The 15,735-nt window shown below is 73.1% G+C and carries 16 protein-coding genes; 4 read left to right on the plus strand and 12 right to left on the minus strand.

From position 1 onward, the window contains the following. Positions 1-6: 6 nt before the first annotated feature. Positions 7-747, minus strand: coding sequence for a DUF3800 domain-containing protein (locus tag QSJ60_RS03180; protein ID WP_285462505.1), 741 nt, complete (start codon positions 745-747; stop codon positions 7-9). Between the two features lie 28 nt (positions 748-775). Next, positions 776-1,105, minus strand: a complete 330-nt coding sequence (locus tag QSJ60_RS03185) for a hypothetical protein (RefSeq protein WP_230767385.1) — start codon at positions 1,103-1,105, stop codon at positions 776-778. A gap of 175 nt (positions 1,106-1,280) precedes the next feature. Between QSJ60_RS03185 and QSJ60_RS03190 the strand changes: the two genes are divergently transcribed. After that, positions 1,281-2,615: an MFS transporter gene (locus QSJ60_RS03190; protein ID WP_285462507.1), complete on the plus strand. Its 1,335-nt coding sequence runs from the start codon at positions 1,281-1,283 to the stop codon at positions 2,613-2,615. 16 nt (positions 2,616-2,631) lie between these two features. Then, positions 2,632-4,290, plus strand: coding sequence for an amidohydrolase (locus QSJ60_RS03195; RefSeq protein ID WP_285462509.1), 1,659 nt, complete (start codon positions 2,632-2,634; stop codon positions 4,288-4,290). A gap of 106 nt (positions 4,291-4,396) precedes the next feature. On the opposite strand, the gene QSJ60_RS03200 is transcribed toward QSJ60_RS03195, so the two are convergent. The 5 genes from QSJ60_RS03200 to QSJ60_RS03220 all read right to left on the minus strand — a co-directional run bounded on the left by QSJ60_RS03200 (position 4,397) and on the right by QSJ60_RS03220 (position 10,928). Beyond that, the gene (locus QSJ60_RS03200; RefSeq protein WP_285462511.1) at positions 4,397-6,520 is read right to left on the minus strand and encodes an alkaline phosphatase family protein; all 2,124 of its coding nucleotides are present in this window, start codon (positions 6,518-6,520) and stop codon (positions 4,397-4,399) included. Positions 6,521-6,737: 217 nt separating this feature from the next. After that, positions 6,738-7,847 (minus strand): ABC transporter permease, encoded by a 1,110-nt coding sequence (locus QSJ60_RS03205; protein WP_285462513.1) that lies wholly within the window; start codon positions 7,845-7,847, stop codon positions 6,738-6,740. Beyond that, a complete protein-coding gene (locus tag QSJ60_RS03210; RefSeq protein ID WP_230767400.1) occupies positions 7,844-8,728 on the minus strand; it encodes an ABC transporter ATP-binding protein in 885 nt (294 codons plus the stop codon). Before QSJ60_RS03210 ends, QSJ60_RS03205 begins: the two co-directional genes overlap by 4 nt. 125 nt (positions 8,729-8,853) lie before the next feature. Beyond that, positions 8,854-9,612 (minus strand): response regulator, encoded by a 759-nt coding sequence (locus QSJ60_RS03215; RefSeq protein WP_285462516.1) that lies wholly within the window; start codon positions 9,610-9,612, stop codon positions 8,854-8,856. Further along, on the minus strand, positions 9,609-10,928 hold the full coding sequence (locus QSJ60_RS03220) for a sensor histidine kinase (RefSeq protein WP_285462518.1): 1,320 nt from the start codon (positions 10,926-10,928) through the stop codon (positions 9,609-9,611). Before QSJ60_RS03220 ends, QSJ60_RS03215 begins: the two co-directional genes overlap by 4 nt. Positions 10,929-11,184: 256 nt before the next feature. Here QSJ60_RS03220 and QSJ60_RS03225 point away from each other — a divergent pair, with 256 nt between their 5' ends. Then, positions 11,185-12,573, plus strand: a complete 1,389-nt coding sequence (locus QSJ60_RS03225) for an MFS transporter (RefSeq protein WP_285465248.1) — start codon at positions 11,185-11,187, stop codon at positions 12,571-12,573. Between the two features lie 4 nt (positions 12,574-12,577). On the opposite strand, the gene QSJ60_RS03230 is transcribed toward QSJ60_RS03225, so the two are convergent. From QSJ60_RS03230 to QSJ60_RS03245, 4 genes are all read right to left on the minus strand, one after another. Then, complete coding sequence (locus QSJ60_RS03230; RefSeq protein WP_285462520.1) at positions 12,578-13,141, minus strand: dihydrofolate reductase family protein; 564 nt, start codon at positions 13,139-13,141, stop codon at positions 12,578-12,580. After that, positions 13,141-13,605 carry an SRPBCC family protein gene (locus QSJ60_RS03235; protein WP_285462521.1) on the minus strand — a complete coding sequence of 155 codons (465 nt, stop codon included), beginning with the start codon at positions 13,603-13,605 and terminating at the stop codon, positions 13,141-13,143. The genes QSJ60_RS03230 and QSJ60_RS03235 overlap by 1 nt, the downstream gene beginning before the upstream one ends. Further along, positions 13,592-13,930, minus strand: coding sequence for an ArsR/SmtB family transcription factor (locus QSJ60_RS03240; RefSeq protein ID WP_230767415.1), 339 nt, complete (start codon positions 13,928-13,930; stop codon positions 13,592-13,594). Before QSJ60_RS03240 ends, QSJ60_RS03235 begins: the two co-directional genes overlap by 14 nt. Before the next feature lie 95 nt (positions 13,931-14,025). Next, the gene (locus QSJ60_RS03245; protein WP_230767418.1) at positions 14,026-14,409 is read right to left on the minus strand and encodes a phage holin family protein; all 384 of its coding nucleotides are present in this window, start codon (positions 14,407-14,409) and stop codon (positions 14,026-14,028) included. A 249-nt stretch (positions 14,410-14,658) separates the two neighbouring features. Between QSJ60_RS03245 and QSJ60_RS03250 the strand changes: the two genes are divergently transcribed. Further along, positions 14,659-15,408, plus strand: a complete 750-nt coding sequence (locus QSJ60_RS03250; RefSeq protein WP_285462523.1) for a hypothetical protein — start codon at positions 14,659-14,661, stop codon at positions 15,406-15,408. A 28-nt stretch (positions 15,409-15,436) separates the two neighbouring features. Here QSJ60_RS03250 and QSJ60_RS03255 read toward each other — a convergent pair whose 3' ends face one another. Next, on the minus strand, positions 15,437-15,724 hold the full coding sequence (locus QSJ60_RS03255; protein WP_230767421.1) for an ArsR/SmtB family transcription factor: 288 nt from the start codon (positions 15,722-15,724) through the stop codon (positions 15,437-15,439). Positions 15,725-15,735: the final 11 nt, after the last annotated feature.

Below are 15,735 nucleotides of genomic sequence, written 5' to 3' on the forward strand. Positions count from 1 at the left end.
CGTCACTCAGTCGAGCCAGTAGACCCCGTCGTCAGTGTCGTCGGGCCAGTGGGCGCGCGCCTGCAGATATGCGCGGACGGCGGCCGCGCTCGTGGCGTGCGGTGCCGTCCAGATCTCGGGGTGGCGCTGTCTGTGGCGGTGGTAGGCACCATACGCCAGGAGGTCGGCAGCTTGGATCAGCTGACTGTACCGGCTGTCCTGCATCATGGGATCCTCGAGGATGCGCCGCGAGCGCAGCTCGAGGGCGCGGTGCGCCGCACGGTAGGGGGCCGCTGATCGGACGGCGCGTTCCCAGATGTTCCGACGCTGCGCGGGGTCCAGCTCGGGTGCCTCGTCGGTCCCCTGCTGCCCGTCGTAGAAGACGAGGACTCGGGTGTCCCGCGCCTCCGCCCAGTCCTCGAGGCGTGCGACGAAACGCGCGTAGAGCGTTGCGGGCGACCGATCTGTCGAGCCGACGGTGAGGACCGTGAATGCGCTGCGCTTGCTGAGGTGGCTGAGCATGATCCGGCCGGTGGCGGCACGCTGCGCCGCGCCAAAGCGGCGGTTGTCGGCGGACGATTCGCAGTACCTCCCGCGACCTTTGTACAGCTCGTTGGCGTGCAGCTCGCGGAGCTTCGGAACCCCGAACGCCCGGTGGATCTCCCGCCTGCCCGAAAGCCAGGCGTCGAGCACCGACGTCCAGTGCGCGTCCTCGACGATCAGCGCGGTGAGGGTCGTTCCGTGTCTCGAATCGCCGGAGTCGTCCACGTAGCAGAGGTGCATTCGGGCAGCCCGCTCAGTTGAAGAGCGGGTACGGCCCGAGCAGCAGGCCGACGAGGAGTTCGGCGACGGCGGCGGCGGCGAGCGCGATGGCCGCGCCGGCGAGAGCCGGGCGGGCGAGTCGCCGGACCAGGACGACGCTGCCGCCGGCGATCGCCGCCGCCGCGAGGAGGCCCGCGAGCGCGAACTGGGCCACATGCGCGATCGGGGCGAACTGCACGAGGGACACGACGGTGAAGGAGCCGCCCCAGTACAGCGCGGAGAGGACGAGGCGGAAGCCGAGCACGACGAGGAGCGCGAGCAGGCCGGCGGCGAACGAGAGCGGAGCGAGGGGCGAGCGGGTCATGGCTGGACCGTAGTGGGCGGCCCTGCCCCGGCGACTCCGCCATCCACAGGTCATGCCATTGAGGCATGAAAACAGTGCAGATTCGGTATTCGACAGCATGATGCCGCCGCGCGCAGAATGGGGCGATCCCGGGACATCCACCTCGTCAGCACCCATCCCCCGCAACGGAGCACCCATGGCACAGACCGAGACGCGCCCCAGCGCCCGCACCTCCCCCGAGCGGCAAGGCCGCACCGCCCGCATCGCCGCCTTCCTCGGCACGACCGTCGAGTGGTACGACTTCTACATCTACGGCACCGCCGCCGCCCTCGCCTTCGGCCCCGTGTTCTTCCCGAACGTGGATGCCTCGACGGCCATCCTCGCCTCTTTCGCCACCTTCTGGGCCGGCTTCCTCGCCCGCCCGATCGGCGGCATGGTCTTCGGCCACCTCGGCGACAAACTCGGCCGCAAGAACACCCTCGTCGCCACCCTGCTGATCATGGGCGTCGCGACCTTCTGCATCGGCATCCTCCCCGGGTACGCGACCATCGGCGTCGCCGCGCCCGTGCTGCTCACCCTGCTGCGCGCCCTGCAGGGCTTCGCCGTCGGCGGCGAATGGGGCGGCGCCGTGCTGCTCGCCGCCGAGTCCGGGCCGAAGTCGAAGGCCGTGCGCGGCGGCATGTTCGTGCAGCAGGGCTCGCCTGCCGGCAACATCCTCGCCACGACGGCCTTCGCGCTCGCCGCCTTCCTGCCCGACGAGGCGTTCCTCGCCTGGGGGTGGCGGATGCCGTTCCTGCTCTCCGCGCTGCTCGTCGTCATCGGCCTCGTCATCCGCCTCCGCCTCGAGGAGCCCGAGGAGTTCGCCCAGACGAAGGCCGCCGCCGAGACCGTGAAGGTGCCCCTCTTCGAGCTGCTGAAGCACCACTGGAAGACCGTCGTCGCCGCCGTCTTCGCGAGCGGCCTCGGCATCGGCATGGCGTACTTCGTCAGCACCTTCATGCTCTCCTACGCCACCACCACCCTCGGCGTCGACCGTCAGGTGATGCTGAACATCCTGCTCGTGGGCGCGGTGATCCAGTTCGTCTGGCAGCCGATCGGCACCCGCATCGCCGAGCGGGTCGGCACGACGAAGTTCATGATCTGGAGCCTCGCCGCGAGCGCCCTGCTCGCCGTGCCGCTCTTCCTCCTCGTCACGACCGGCGAGCCCTGGCTCATCCTGCTCGGCATCGGCCTGTCGATGATCGCCGGCACCGGCTACTACGCGGTGCTCGCGGGCTTCCTCGCGCAGGCCTTCCCCGTCGAGGTGCGGTACAGCGGCGTCTCGCTCTCGTACCAGCTCTGCTCCACCCTGATCGGCGGCACGACGCCGCTGCTCGCCCAGCTGTTCCTGAACCTCGGCGGCGGGCACTGGGGCGGCGTGGCCGGCTTCTTCATCGCCCTCATCGTCATCACCGTCGCCGGCGTGCTCGCGCTCGCCGCGATCACCGGATTCTCCGCGGCGCGCGAGCGCGAGCTGCGGAACGCGGAGTAAGGAGCCGCACCCCGACATGCGCATCGACACCATCCTCAGCAACGCCCGCATCACGACGCTCGACCCCGAGCGGCCGACCGCGAATCGCGTCGGCATCCTCGGCGGCCGTGTCGTCGGCTTCGACGAGGAGCTGCACGGCGTCGTCGCCGACGAGCAGCTCGACCTCGGCGGCGCCCCCGTCGTGCCCGGGTTCAACGACGCCCACCTGCACTTCTCGATGCTCGGCAAGGAGCAGGTGCAGCTCGACCTCGCCTTCGAGCAGGCGCCCACCCTCGACGCGCTCTACGCGCGGGTCGAGGCGTGGGCCGCCGCGAAGCCCGAGGGCGCCTGGGTCATCGGCAACGGCTACGACCAGAACAAGATCGGCGCCCACCCCGACCGGGCCGTGCTCGACCGGATCGCCGGCGGCCGCCCCGTCTACCTCGTGCACAACTCGAATCACATGGCCGTCGCGAACACCGAGGCGTTCCGTCGCGCCGGGCACGCCGACCCCGACGCGCTCGAGGCCCCCGCCGGCGGCAGCATGGTGCGCGAGGGCGGCCGGGCGACCGGCCTGCTGCAGGAGCAGGCGATGCAGCTCGTGAACCACGTGCTGAAGCCCGTGCCGCAGGAGGAGCTCGTCGCCGCGCTCGCCGCCGCGAGCGAGTGGGCGCTGCGCAACGGCGTCACGAGCGTCACGGAGCCCGGCATCGGCGGCACCCTGATCGGGCACGGCCCCGCCGACGTGCGGGCGTTCCAGCTCGCCCGGGAGCGCGGCCTGCTGCGCACCCGGGTGACGCTCATGCCGTACATCGACGCGATCCACGATCTCGGGCCGCTCGGCGACGGGGTCGACGGCTGGGGCGTCGACCTCGGCATCCGCAGCGGGCTCGGCGACGAGTGGCTGCGGATCGGCCCGATCAAGGTCGTCTCAGACGGCTCGCTCATCGGCCGCACGGCGGCGATGTGCTGCGACTACGCGGACACCCCCGGCAACGCCGGCTACCTGCAGTGGCAGGCCGAGGAGATCCGCCGGTTCATCCTCCGCGGGCACGAGAACGGCTGGCAGCTCGCGACGCACGCGATCGGCGACGGCGCGCTCGACGTCGTGCTCGATGCGTACGAGGAGGCGCAGCGGCGGATGCCCCGGGCCGACGCGAGGCACCGGATCGAGCACGTCGGCGTCGCCTCCGACGAGCAGGTGCGCCGGATCGTCGCGGGCGGGCTCGTGCCCGTGCCGCAGGGGCGCTTCGTCTCGGCGCTCGGCGACGGCTTCCTCGCGGCTCTCGGCGAGGAGCGCGCGCAGCTCGCGTACCGCATGCGCAGCTTCGTCGACGCGGGCGTCGAGCTGCCGGGATCGACGGATGCCCCGGTCGTGCCGGGCGAGCCGCTGATCAGCCTGCACGACATGGTGAACCGCCGCTCCGCGAGCGGGGCCCCGATCGGACTGCACGAGGCGCTCACCCCGGCGCAGGCGCTGCGGGCGTACACGATCGGCTCGGCGTACGCCGTGCACGAGGAGGCGCGGAAGGGGGCGCTCTCGCGCGGCAAGCTCGCCGACCTCGTGGTGCTCTCGGACGATCCGCTGCGGGTGGCGCCCGAGCGCATCCGCGAGCTCGAGGTCGGGGCGACGATGGTGGGCGGCGTGTTCGGCTTCGACGCCGCCGGGGAACTGGCGCGGGCGACCGCGGCCTGAGCGGCGGAGGCCACTGCGCGAAGGGGTCGGATTCCGACTGAGCCACCGCATCGCGGTCGTGCTCCGGTCGGGATCCGACCCCCTCGGCAGGAGTGGGCCGGGTGGATCAGCCGGCGCTGGGGCGACGGCGGCGCGCCGCCAGCAGCCCGAGGCCGCCGAGGAGCCCGGCCGCCGCGAGCCCGGCCAACGGCAGCGCCCACTCGGTGCCGGTCGCCGCGAGGGAGCCCGAGGCATCCGCGCCGCTGCCGGCCGAGCCGGAGCCGCCGCCCGTCGAGCCGCCGCCGGTGCCGCCGGTGCCGCCGCCCGTGCCCGGGTCGACCGGGGTGGTGGCCGCCGTCGGCGTGACCTCGGCCGAGGGCTCGGAGTCCGCCGAGGTGCCGGCCTCGTTCGCGGCGACGACCCGCACCGTGTACGCGGAGCCGTTCACGGCGCCCCCGATCGTGCAGGCGGTGCCGGTCGTCGTGCAGCTGAGCGGCGCGGCGGCGGCGAGCACCGAGGCATCCGCGCCCGCCGTCTCAGCAGCAGGTGCCGCGGCGACCGGCGTCGCGGTCGCCGTGTAGCCCGTGATCGGCGCGCCGCCGTCGGACTCGGGCGCCGTCCAGGACACCGCGATCCGGCCGTCCCCGGCCGTCGCCGTCACGCCGGTCGGGGCGCCGGGCGCGGTGATCGCGGGGGCCGCGTCCTGCTCGAGGCGCACCTGGTCGACCGTCCAGAAGGCGCTGTTCGTGCCGGTGTAGTGGAAGCGGAACTGCGCGGCCCGCGCGCCCGCGGGCACCTCGAACTCGAGCCGCTCGAACCGGTTCGTGTCGATGCGGTAGTTCTTCAGCGACTGCGGCTCGCCGCCGTCGAAGCTCACCGAGACCTCGGCCGACTGGGGCCCGTCGATGAAGTAGTTCGTCGCGTAGGCGAGCGTCGCCGTCGCCGCACCGCTCAGCGGGTAGGCGGGGCTCACGAGGGTCGAGTCGAACTGGCCGGGGTCGTGGGTCTTGTCGTCCCACTCGTCGGAGTCGGCGACGGCGAACACGTCGCGGTTGCGCACGCTCGTCTCGCGCATCTGGCCGCGCTCCGCGCCGGTCCAGAAGTCGTCGGTCGCGAACGACCAGCCCGCCCACTCGGCGACGCCGCCCGCGGGCATCTTCGAATTGTCGATCGTCCAGCCGCTCGGGGCCTCGTGCGTCCAGCCGAGTACGCCGGCGCCGGGCCGGGTCTCGTCCTGCTGCGGCTTCAGCACCGGGCGCAGGGTGTCGAAGTCGTCGCCCTCGAGCTCGCCGAGCGCGGTGCCGTCGAGGCCCCAGGCGGGGTCGTTCGCGATGCCGTCGGCGGCGAGCACGGTCGGGGCGATGTCGGTGATCTTCACGTCGTGCCGCACCGAGCCCGCCTCGATGCCGGGGCCCGCGGCGATGACGAAGGTCTTGCGCTCGGCCGCGGAGTTGCCGCCGTGGCCGCCGGTCGGCGTGTGCCCGTGGTCGGCGGTGACGACGACGAGCCAGTCCTCGGCGGCCCGCGTCGCGCGGGCGTCGATCGCCGCGAGGATCTCGCCGAGCTGCGCGTCGGCCCGGCGCAGCGCCTCGCCGTAGGCGGTGCCGTTCGTGCCGACCGAGTGGCCGGCCCCGTCGACCTCGTCGAGGTGCACGAACACGTCGTCGGGGTCGCCCGTGGAGAGCGCCTGCACGACCTTCGCCGTCGTCCCGGCGTCGTTGCCGCCCGCGACGCGCTCGTCGACGGCGGGGCCGAAGACCGTCTGCGGGATCGGCGTCCACGTGCCGACGACGAGCGTCTCGCGCTCGGGGGCGGCCGCTTCGATGCGGGTCAGGTAGTCGGGGTACTCGGCGTAGTTCGGGTCACTGAAGCTGTTGTCGACGACGCGGTGCTTGTCGGGCCAGACGCCCGTGGCGATGCTCGACCAGCCGGCGCCCGAGATCGTGCCGGCCATCGGCTGCGCGTACAGATTGCTCGAGGCGGTGAGGCCGGCGGCGCGGAGGCCGGCGAGGGTCGGCATGCCCGCGGGCTCGAGGAAGTCGAAGCTCGCGCCGTCGATGCCGACGACGAGGGTCTTCACCGCGCGCTCGGGGGCGGCGGCGGGCTGGACGGCGGTCGGGGCTGCGGCCTGAGCGGTGGGCAGCGCGGCGGCCGGGGCTGCGGCCGCCTGGGCGCAGACCGGCACCGCGACGAGCGCGGCAGCGAGGAGCGAGGTCGAGACGGCGCGGGCGGCGCGGTTCGGCGAGGGCATGAGGGTCTCCGGACTTCGGGGCGATGCGGCGGCGGATGCCGCGCGCTGCCCAGTCTTCGGAGGGCCCCGAGGGTGGTTCAAGCGAAAACGCCGCTTGTCGAGACACGTTCGCCGCGGGTTCACGCGGATCCGGCGCGAACCGGCCGCCACGTCCCCCGAGGAAGGTGAACACCTCGCGAACCCGGGCCCGAGGTGTCGATACAGCTGGAAGGCCTCGCTACCCCCGCAGCGCCTCGGCGAGCTTCACCCGCGTGCCGGTGCGGAGCAGCGAGTTGCGGTACACGCGGTCGCCGATCGCGAGCGCGGCGAGGGTCGTCGCGACGAGGATCAGCAGCGAGAGCACCGGCTCCCACCACTCGGCCTGGCCGAGGAAGATGCGCACCGGCATCCCCACCGGCGCCGAGAACGGGATGTAGCTCATCACCGTCAGGATCGTCGGGTTGTCGAAGAAGAACACCACGGCGAAGTACGGGATCATCACGAGCATCGTCACCGGCGAGGTCACCGAGCCGACGTCCTCGGCGCGCGACACGAGCGCCGCCGACGCCGCGAACAGCGCCGCGAGCATCACGAAGCCGATCGCGAAGAACACCACGAACCAGATCACCGAGGAGCCGAGCACCCCGAGCAGCACCCGCTGCCCCGTCGCGAGCAGCCCGACGAGGGCGAGCACCGCGATCGCGATGATCTGCCCGAACGCGAGCACGCTGTTGCCGATCACCTTGCCCGTCAGCAGCTCGCGCGCCGAGACCGTGGACAGCAGGATCTCGATGATGCGGGTCTGCTTCTCCTCGACCACCGATTGCGCGATGGTCGAGCCGAAGGTGATCGCCGACATGAAGAACACGATGCCGAAGCCGAAGGCGATGAAGTACGCCAGCAGCGGGTCGACCGTCGCCGGGTCGAGCAGCTCGACGCCGGGCTGCGCCGACAGCGCCTGCACCACGCCGCCGGGAGCGCGGTCGAGCCCGATGACCTGCAGACCGGTCGGGTCGGATGCCTCGGGCACGATGATCGCGTCGACCTCGCCGTCGCGGAGCAGCGCCTCGCCGGCAGCCCGGTCGTCGACCGGCACGGCCTCGAGGGCGGGATTGCCCTCGACGGCCGTCGCGGCCGCGCCGACCACGGCGACCTTCGCCGGGTCGGACTTGCCGCCGAAGATGCCGCCGAGCACGACCGAGGCCAGCACGGCGAGCATCAGGATGCCGGTGGAGATGAGGAACGCCTTGCTGCGCAGGCGCGTGGTGACCTCGCGGCCCGCGATGAGGCCCACCGTCTCGGTGAACTTCGGCGTGCGGAGCTCGGCGGTGCTGCGTGACGTGCTCACTGCACGACCTCCTTGAAGATCTGGGCGAGCGTCGTGTGCTCGCGGGTGAAGCCGGCGACCTCGCCCCGGCGGAGGGCCTCGGCGAGCACCGCGCGGCGCGCGGCATCCGAGTCCGCCTCGAAGCGGGCCCAGCCCCCGTCGAAGTCGGTGACCACGATGCCGGGGAGCTCGCGCACCCAGCCGGCGTCGCCGTCGGTGAGCAGCTCCCAGCGCTCGGAGCCGTGCTCCGCGCGGAGCTCCTCGCCCGAACCGGCGGCGCGGATGCGGCCGCCGGCGATGATGACGAGGTCGTCGCAGATCCGCTCCACGATGTCGAGCTGGTGCGAGGAGAACAGCACGCGCGCGCCCGAGTCGGCCGCGTCGGACAGCACCGACTGGACCGTCTCGACCGCGATGGGGTCGAGGCCCGAGAATGGCTCGTCGAGCACGAGCACCTCGGGGCGGTGCACGAGCGCCGCGGCGATCTGCGCGCGCTGCTGATTTCCGAGCGAGAGGCTCTCGACGGGGTCGTCGTGCCGCTCGGCGAGACCGAGGCGCTCGAGCAGTTCCTCGGCGTTGCGGCGGGCCGCCGCCGGGGACCAGCCGTGCAGCCGCGCCAGGTAGACAGTCTGCTCCAGCACGCGCATCTTCGGGTAGAGGCCGCGCTCCTCCGGCATGTAGCCGAAACTGCGGCGGTCGGCGGTGCCGAGCGGGTGGCCGTCGAGCGTGACCGTGCCGGTGTCGGCGCCGAGCACGCCGAGCACGATCCGCATCGTGGTCGTCTTGCCGGCGCCGTTGCCGCCGACGAATCCGGTCAGGCGGCCGGGCGCGACGCGGAACGACACGTCGTCGAGGGCGACGCGCTCGCCGAAGCGCTTGCCGAGGTGCTGGAGTTCGAGCATGCTCCCACGCTAGGCAACCGGCACGCCGCGGGCATCCGCCGCACGACGGGTTCCCCCGCCTGCGCCGCCGCGCGCCTCCCCCCTGCGGGGGAGAGCCGCCTGGGAGGCGGCAGGGGCGGTGCCGTTCAGCCGGAGGGGGAGACGACCCCGTGCTCGTAGGCGAAGACCACGGCGTGCACCCGGTCGCGCAGGCCGAGCTTCATCAGCACCTTCGACACGTGGCTCTTCACCGTCGCCTCGCCGACCCACATGCGCCCGGCGATCTCGGCGTTCGACAGCCCCTCGGCGAGCAGCACGAGCACCTCGCGCTCCCGATCGGTCAGGGCGTCGAGCTCGGGCGGCGCGCTCGAGCGCGCGGGCGGGGCGGATGTCTCGTCGCCGGCGTCGTGCACCTGCGCGGGCCCGGGCGCGCCCGAGGCATCCGCGCCGTCCGAGCCGCTGCCGCCCGCGGCGAGCACGCCGTGCCGCCGCGCCGCCTCGATCACGCGCCTGGTGACGTCGGGCGCGAGCAGCGCCTCGCCGCCCGCGAGCACCTGCACCGCGTCGATGAGGCGCTCCGGGCTGGAGTTCTTCAGCAGGAAGCCGCTCGCGCCCGCCTCGAGGGCCGCGAAGAGGTAGTCCTCGCGGTCGAAGGTCGTGAGCACGAGCACCGCGGCCTCGACGCGCGGATCGGCGGTCAGCCGGCGGGTGGCCTCGAGACCGTCGACGTTGGGCATCTGCACGTCCATGCAGACGACGTCCGGCGCGAGCTCCAGGGTGCGGGCGACGGCGAGCTCGCCGTCCTCCGCCTCGCCGACGACCTCGATGCCGGGCTCGGAGTCGAGGATCGTGCGGAAGCCCGCCCGCACGAGGCTCTGATCGTCCACCACGAGCACGCGGATCATCGGGCTTCTCCGTTCGTCGCGGGCCGCCGCCCGTCGCTCTGCAGCGGGAACGCCGCCCGCACGAGATAGCCGCCGCGCGCCCGCGGCCCGAGCTCGAGCTCCCCGCCCGTGGCCGCGACCCGCTCGCGCATGCCGACGAGGCCGAGCCCGGCGGTCTCGCCCGCGTCGCCCGCGCTGCGCCGCACGATCCCCGTGTTCGCGACCTCGAGCTCGACGCGCTCGGCCGTCCAGCGGATGCGCACATCGGCGGTCGCCGCGGCGCCGGCGTGCTTGCGCACGTTCGTGAGCGCCTCCTGCGCGACCCGGTACGCGCTCGCCTCGACGAGCGTCGGCGCCTGGCGCGGCTCGCCCACCACGGCGAACGCGGTCGGCAGCCCGGCCGCGCTCGCCTCCGCGGCGAGGGTCTCGATCTGGGCGATGCCGAGCGTGCTGGCGGTGGGCTCCGGCTCGCCGTCGGCGCGCAGGGTGCCGAGCAGGGCGTGCAGCTCGGTCACGGCCTCGCGGGAGCTCGTCTCGATCGCCGAGAGCGCGTCGACCGCGGCATCCGGCTTCGAGGACAGCACCCGCCGCGCCGCCCCAGCCTGCACGCCGATCACCGAGACGTGGTGCGCGACGACGTCGTGCAACTCGCGGGCGATGCGCACGCGCTCGAGCTGGACCGCCTGCCGCCGCGAGCGCTCGCGCTCGGCGGCGAGCTCCGCCGTGCGCTGCTCGAGCGCCGCCCGCTCGCGCGCCGAGCGGTAGCTCGCGTCGCCGAAGTACCAGGCGCCGCCGAAGTACAGCAGATTGGTCAGCACGTTCACGAGGCCGTAGGCGAGGTAGGGGGAGAGGAAGCCCTCGCGCCCGAGCTCGGGCGCCACCTCCTGCACCGTCGAGAAGTAGATGAGCGACCAGAGCAGCCAGCCGAACATCGCGAGGACGATCACGAGCCGCACGACGAACGCGCGCCGGCGGTTGCGCCCCCACGCCCCGACCGTGTAGATCGCGATGAACAGGGCGATGTTGCTGAACAGCGCCTCGCTGAGGTACAGCACCGCGCCGGTGATGAACGCGGCGGACGCCACGACCGCGATGACGTCGGGGAAGCGCCGCCGCAGCGCCAGGGGCAGCGTCATCGCCGCGGCCCAGAGGAGCGAGGCCCACCACGGGCCGTCCTGGTTGTAGCCCGTCGCGCGGTAGAGCACGAGGCTCGCCGCGCTCGCCGCGGCGAGCACCAGGGCGAGCAGCACGTCGTTGCGCAGCTGCCGCCGGGTCGGTCCCGGGCGGACCCACTCGACGCCCTCGATCACGGGTGGGGCTGGGGGCTGCTGCTGCATCCCCTCACGCTAGCGGCGCGGATGCCTCGGGGCATCCGCCGTGCGGGGGAGGCGTCGCGCCCAGGCCCGGGCAGGGGCCCGCGGGGTTCCGGATGTCGGCGGCGGTGAGTACCCTCGCACCGTGGACGAGCAGCGGGGACCCACGGCCGAGGAGGGCGCGGCGCCGAGCGCGCCCGCGCCTGCGGCGTCAGCGCCGGCCGCGCCCGCCCCGCCCGCGAACGGCTTGCGCACCTTCGCCCAGGTGCTCGTGAACACGATGGTGGCCAACGTCACCACGAGCTTCCTCTGGTTCGCGCTCACCTTCTGGGTGTATCTCGAGACGGAGTCGGTGCTCGCGACGGGCATCATCGGCGGCGCGTACATGCTCCTCATCGCCTTCTTCTCGATGCTCTTCGGCACGATCGTCGACCGGCATCGCAAATACCGGGTCATGATGCTGTCGAGCGTCGTCACGCTGGCGTCCTTCGCGCTCGCGGGCCTGCTCTACGTGCTCCAGCCCGAGCGGGCACTGCTCGATCTCGGCGGCCCCTGGTTCTGGGTCTTCACGGGCGTCATCCTGTTCGGCGCCGTCGTCGAGCACCTCCGCAACATCGCGCTGTCGACCACCGTGACGCTGCTCGTGCCCGTCGAGCGGCACGCCAACGCGAACGGCCTGGTCGGCACCGTGCAGGGCCTCGCCTTCATCGTGACGAGCGTGTTCTCGGGGCTCGCGATCGGCCTGCTCGGCATGGGCGGCACCATGATCATCGCCGTGGGGCTGACCTTCGTCTCGCTGCTGCATCTGCTGTTCGTGCGCATCCCGGAGGCGAAGCCCGTCGTCGAGGAGGGGCGCCCGCCCGCCATCGACTTCCGCGGCAGCATCGCGGCGATCCGGCAGGCGCCGGGGCTCTTCGCGCTCATCCTCTTCTCGACGTTCAACAACCTCATCGGCGGCGTCTACATGGCGCTGATGGACCCGTACGGCCTCACCCTGTTCGAGGTGGAGTGGTGGGGCGTCGTGTTCGGCATCGCGTCGACGGGCTTCATCGTCGGCGGCCTGATCATCGCCAAGTGGGGGCTCGGGCGCAATCCGATCCGCACGATGCTCGTGGTCGTCATCGGCATGGGCCTGCTCGGCGCGTTCTTCACCGTGCGCGAGTGGTGGTGGCTGTACGCGGTCGGCATCTGGCTCTACATGGCGCTCGTGCCCGCGGTCGAGGCCGCCGAGCAGACCGTCATCCAGAAGGTCGTGCCTTTCACCCGGCAGGGGCGCGTCTTCGGCTTCGCGGCCGCGTTCGAGGCGGCCGCGGCCCCGATCACGGCGTTCCTGATCGCGCCGATCGCGCAGTTCTCGATCATCCCGTACATGCGTTCCGACGCCGGCTACGAGACCTGGGGGTGGCTCCTCGGCGAGGGCGACGCGCGCGGCATCGCCCTCGTGTTCCTCGTGAGCGGTCTTGCGACGGCCGCCCTCGGCCTCGCCGCCTTCGCCACCCGGGCGTACCGCACGCTCTCGGCCGAGTACCGCACGGCCGCGGCGACGACGCCCGACGAGGCGCAGGCCGGAGAACCCGGCGTGCAGGCCGACGAAGCCGAGGCGCAGGCCGGTGAGCCGGGGGCGACGCCGCCCGACGAGGCGCAGGCCGTCGCTCCCGAGGCCCGCTAGCCCGCTACCGCGCCAGCCGGTACGTCAGCCCGAGGTGCCCGGTGGGGAAGCTCACCGCGTGGTCGAGCTCCAGGCGCTGCAGGGCGAGCGCGTCCGGCGTGAACGAGCGACCGGCGCCGAGCAGCATCGGCACGACACGGAGTCGCAGCGTGTCGACGAGCCCGGCCGCGAGCAGCGCGTCCGCGAGCTGCAGGCTGCCCCAGACGATCACGTGCGCGCGCTCCGCCTTCAGCGCCGCGACCGACTCCGCGGGGTCGCCGCGCAGCAGCGTCGCCTCACCGTCGCCCCAGGGCGCCCGCTCGAGCGTGCTCGACACGACCCATTTCGGCAGCCGGGCGATCGGCTCGGCGACGGGCTCGGTGGCGGGGTCGGCGACGGGCCAGTACTCGACGAACATGCGGTAGCTGTTCGCGCCGAGCAGGATCGCGTCGACGTCCTCGAGGTAGGCGAGCTGGTCGTCGTCGGTCACGTCGAAGGCGGGCACCGCCTCGACGAAGTCGAGCCCGCCGTGCTCGTCGGCCGCGTAGCCGTCGACGGAGACGATCTGCTCGAGCGTCAGGCGGCCCATCAGCGCGCCCCGTCCGCGAGATGCTCCTCGAGCACGTCGAACGCGGAGGCCCAGCCGTCGTACACGTTGTCGTCGCCCGGGGCGGCGTCGATGCCGACGAGGTGGAACAGCATCTCGGTGCGCTCTTCGTCGAGCTCGCGCAGGAGCACGGTGATGAGCGGGGCGGCGTCGTCGGCATCCTCCGGCGAACCCCAGGTGAACGCGAGCCGCTCGGGCGGATGCACCTCCCGGTAGACGCCGGCGGTGGGGTAGCGGGAGCCGTCGGCGGGGTTGACCATCGTGTAGCGGTACCTGCCGCCGGGGCGGACGTCGAGCTCGAGGCTGCCCTCCTCGACGTCGATGCCGCGCGGGTGCCACCAGGCGCCCGCCTGCTCCGGCTCGGTCCAGGCGCGCCAGACGAGCTCGCGCGGGGCGTCGAGGATGCGGGTGATCGTGAACTGCGGTCGGTCGTCAGGCTCGGTCATCGCCGGTTCCCTTCAGTCGGCGGAGCTGCTCGTCGAGCAGATCGAAGCGCTCGTTCCACTCGCCGCGGTGCCGTTCGACCCACTCGGATGCCTCGTCGAGGGGCTCCGTGCGCAACGTGCAGCTGCGCCACTGGGCCTGGGCGGTGCGTTCGATGAGTCCGGCCCGCTCGAGCACCTTCAGGTGCTGCGAGACCGCGGGCCGGCTGATCGCGAACGGCTCGGCCAGTTCCCCGACGGTCGCCGAGCCCGAGCGGAGCCGCGAGAGCATCGCGCGGCGGGTGGGGTCGGCGAGCGCCTGGAAGACGAGACTGAGCTGATCGGTCATGTAAGCAACTCCTTAATTAAGGATTTGCTTAAATTAGCGCGACGGCAGTGTGGTGTCAAGGGTCGCGTTCGCGGAACGGGTGGAGTTCCTGCGGGCTACTTGCGCTTCTCGGCGCGGTCCTTCAAGAAGATGAGCGGCAGCAGCCAGCCGCCGAGCGCCGTGATGATCCACACGACCAGCGTCGCGAGCACCCAGGTGACCGCCCCGTCGATGTGGATGCCGCCCGGGAAGAGCGAGGCGATGAGCAGCGCGAGGAACGTCGTCACCAGGCCGATGCCGCCCAGCACCGCCGAGGCGTACTGTCGGGCGAGGTTGAAGACGAAGGGGCCGAGGATCGCCTGCGCCACGGAGAACACGATGATCGCGACGAGGAAGCCGCCCCACTCCAAGTGGAAGTCCGGCAGCACCCACGAGGCGACGAGGAGGCCGAGGGCGGCCGTCACGAGCGAGATCGCCAGCCGGATCAGAAAGCGCACCATGGCGCGAGCGTAGCGCGTGGGGCGCAGTCCGGGGTGCTCGGCTTCACGCCCGTGGTGCCGGAGGGGATGGGATGCCCCCCTTGCAGGGGGGGGATCCCTCGCCTACGGTGGAAAGGGATGCCTCGTCCGCGCGATGTTCCTCGTGCGCCGCGTCCCGAGCGGACCCGGCGCCACGCGGCGACCGCGTCCACCGGTGACGCGCACCGCAGGCACGCGCACCGCGACCGTGCGCCGCGGGCCTCCGGGCCGATGATCGCGATCGCTGCGGCCGGCGTGGCTGCGCTGTGCACCGTCGCCGCGGTCGCTGGCGTGCACGCGGCGATCGGCGACAACGATGGCCCCGCCGTGCAGCTCGCCCACCGCGGGGTCGATCTGCGCCCCGAGGCGGAGCGCGGCGGGTCGACGGAGCTGAACGACGGCTCGGCCGCCGGCTCGCCCGAGACTCCGGCGCCGAGCGCCCCGCCCACGGCGCCGTCCACCCCGCTGCCGACGATCCCCGCCCCGAAGCCCGCGCCCGAGCCGTCGCCGAGCCCGCGCCCGGAGCCACCGTCGCCAACGCCGACCCCCTCGACGCCGCCGAAGAACCCGTACCTCGACCCGGCCGACCCCCGCTTCGTCTCCGAGGCCGACCGCGCGGCGTGGTCGACCGGACAGCGGGCCGTGCGAGCGTGCATGGCCGAGGCCGGGTTCGAGTACCGGGAGTGGGAGTGGTGGAACGGCGGCACTCCGAAGCCCGCCGGGCTCGACGAGCAGCGCGACACCGCCTGGCGCTTCGCCCTCCAGGGCGACGAGGGCACCGCGGGCTGCGCAGCCGAGGCGGGCGATGCCCCCGCGATCCCGCCGGAGGCCGTGCCGCCCGGGCTCAGCCCGGAGACGGCCCCGCCGACGGAGGCGCCCGAGTCAGGGGGCGGCCCCGAATCCGGCGCTCCGCCCGCGAGCAGCGCCCCCGCGCCTGGAGCGATCGAGGCGCCGGGCTCCGTCGAGGCTCCGGTCGACTAGCGGGCGCCGCTGCGGGCCGTGTCGCGGCTCAGTGCGCGAGCGCGTCTTCCGCGACGAGCGGTTCGATCCACTCGAAGACCGGCTCCAGGGCGTCGCGCTTGAGGTGGTGCAGAGTGGCCTGGTCGACGCGGCGCGCCTTCACGAGGCCGCTGCGGCGGAGGATGTCGAGGTGGCGCGACGCGGTGGAGCGGGAGACTTCGATGCGCTCGGCGAGATCCGTGATCGACACCCAGTGCGCGCCGTTGAGCGCCTCGAGGATGTGCCGCCGCACGGGATGCGCGATGGCGTCGAAGACGGTCGATCGTTGACGGAGCACAGGCGCTCTCC

Origin of the sequence: Agromyces sp. NBRC 114283 (assembly GCF_030268405.1) — a bacterium.
Taxonomy (GTDB): domain Bacteria; phylum Actinomycetota; class Actinomycetes; order Actinomycetales; family Microbacteriaceae; genus Agromyces; species Agromyces mediolanus.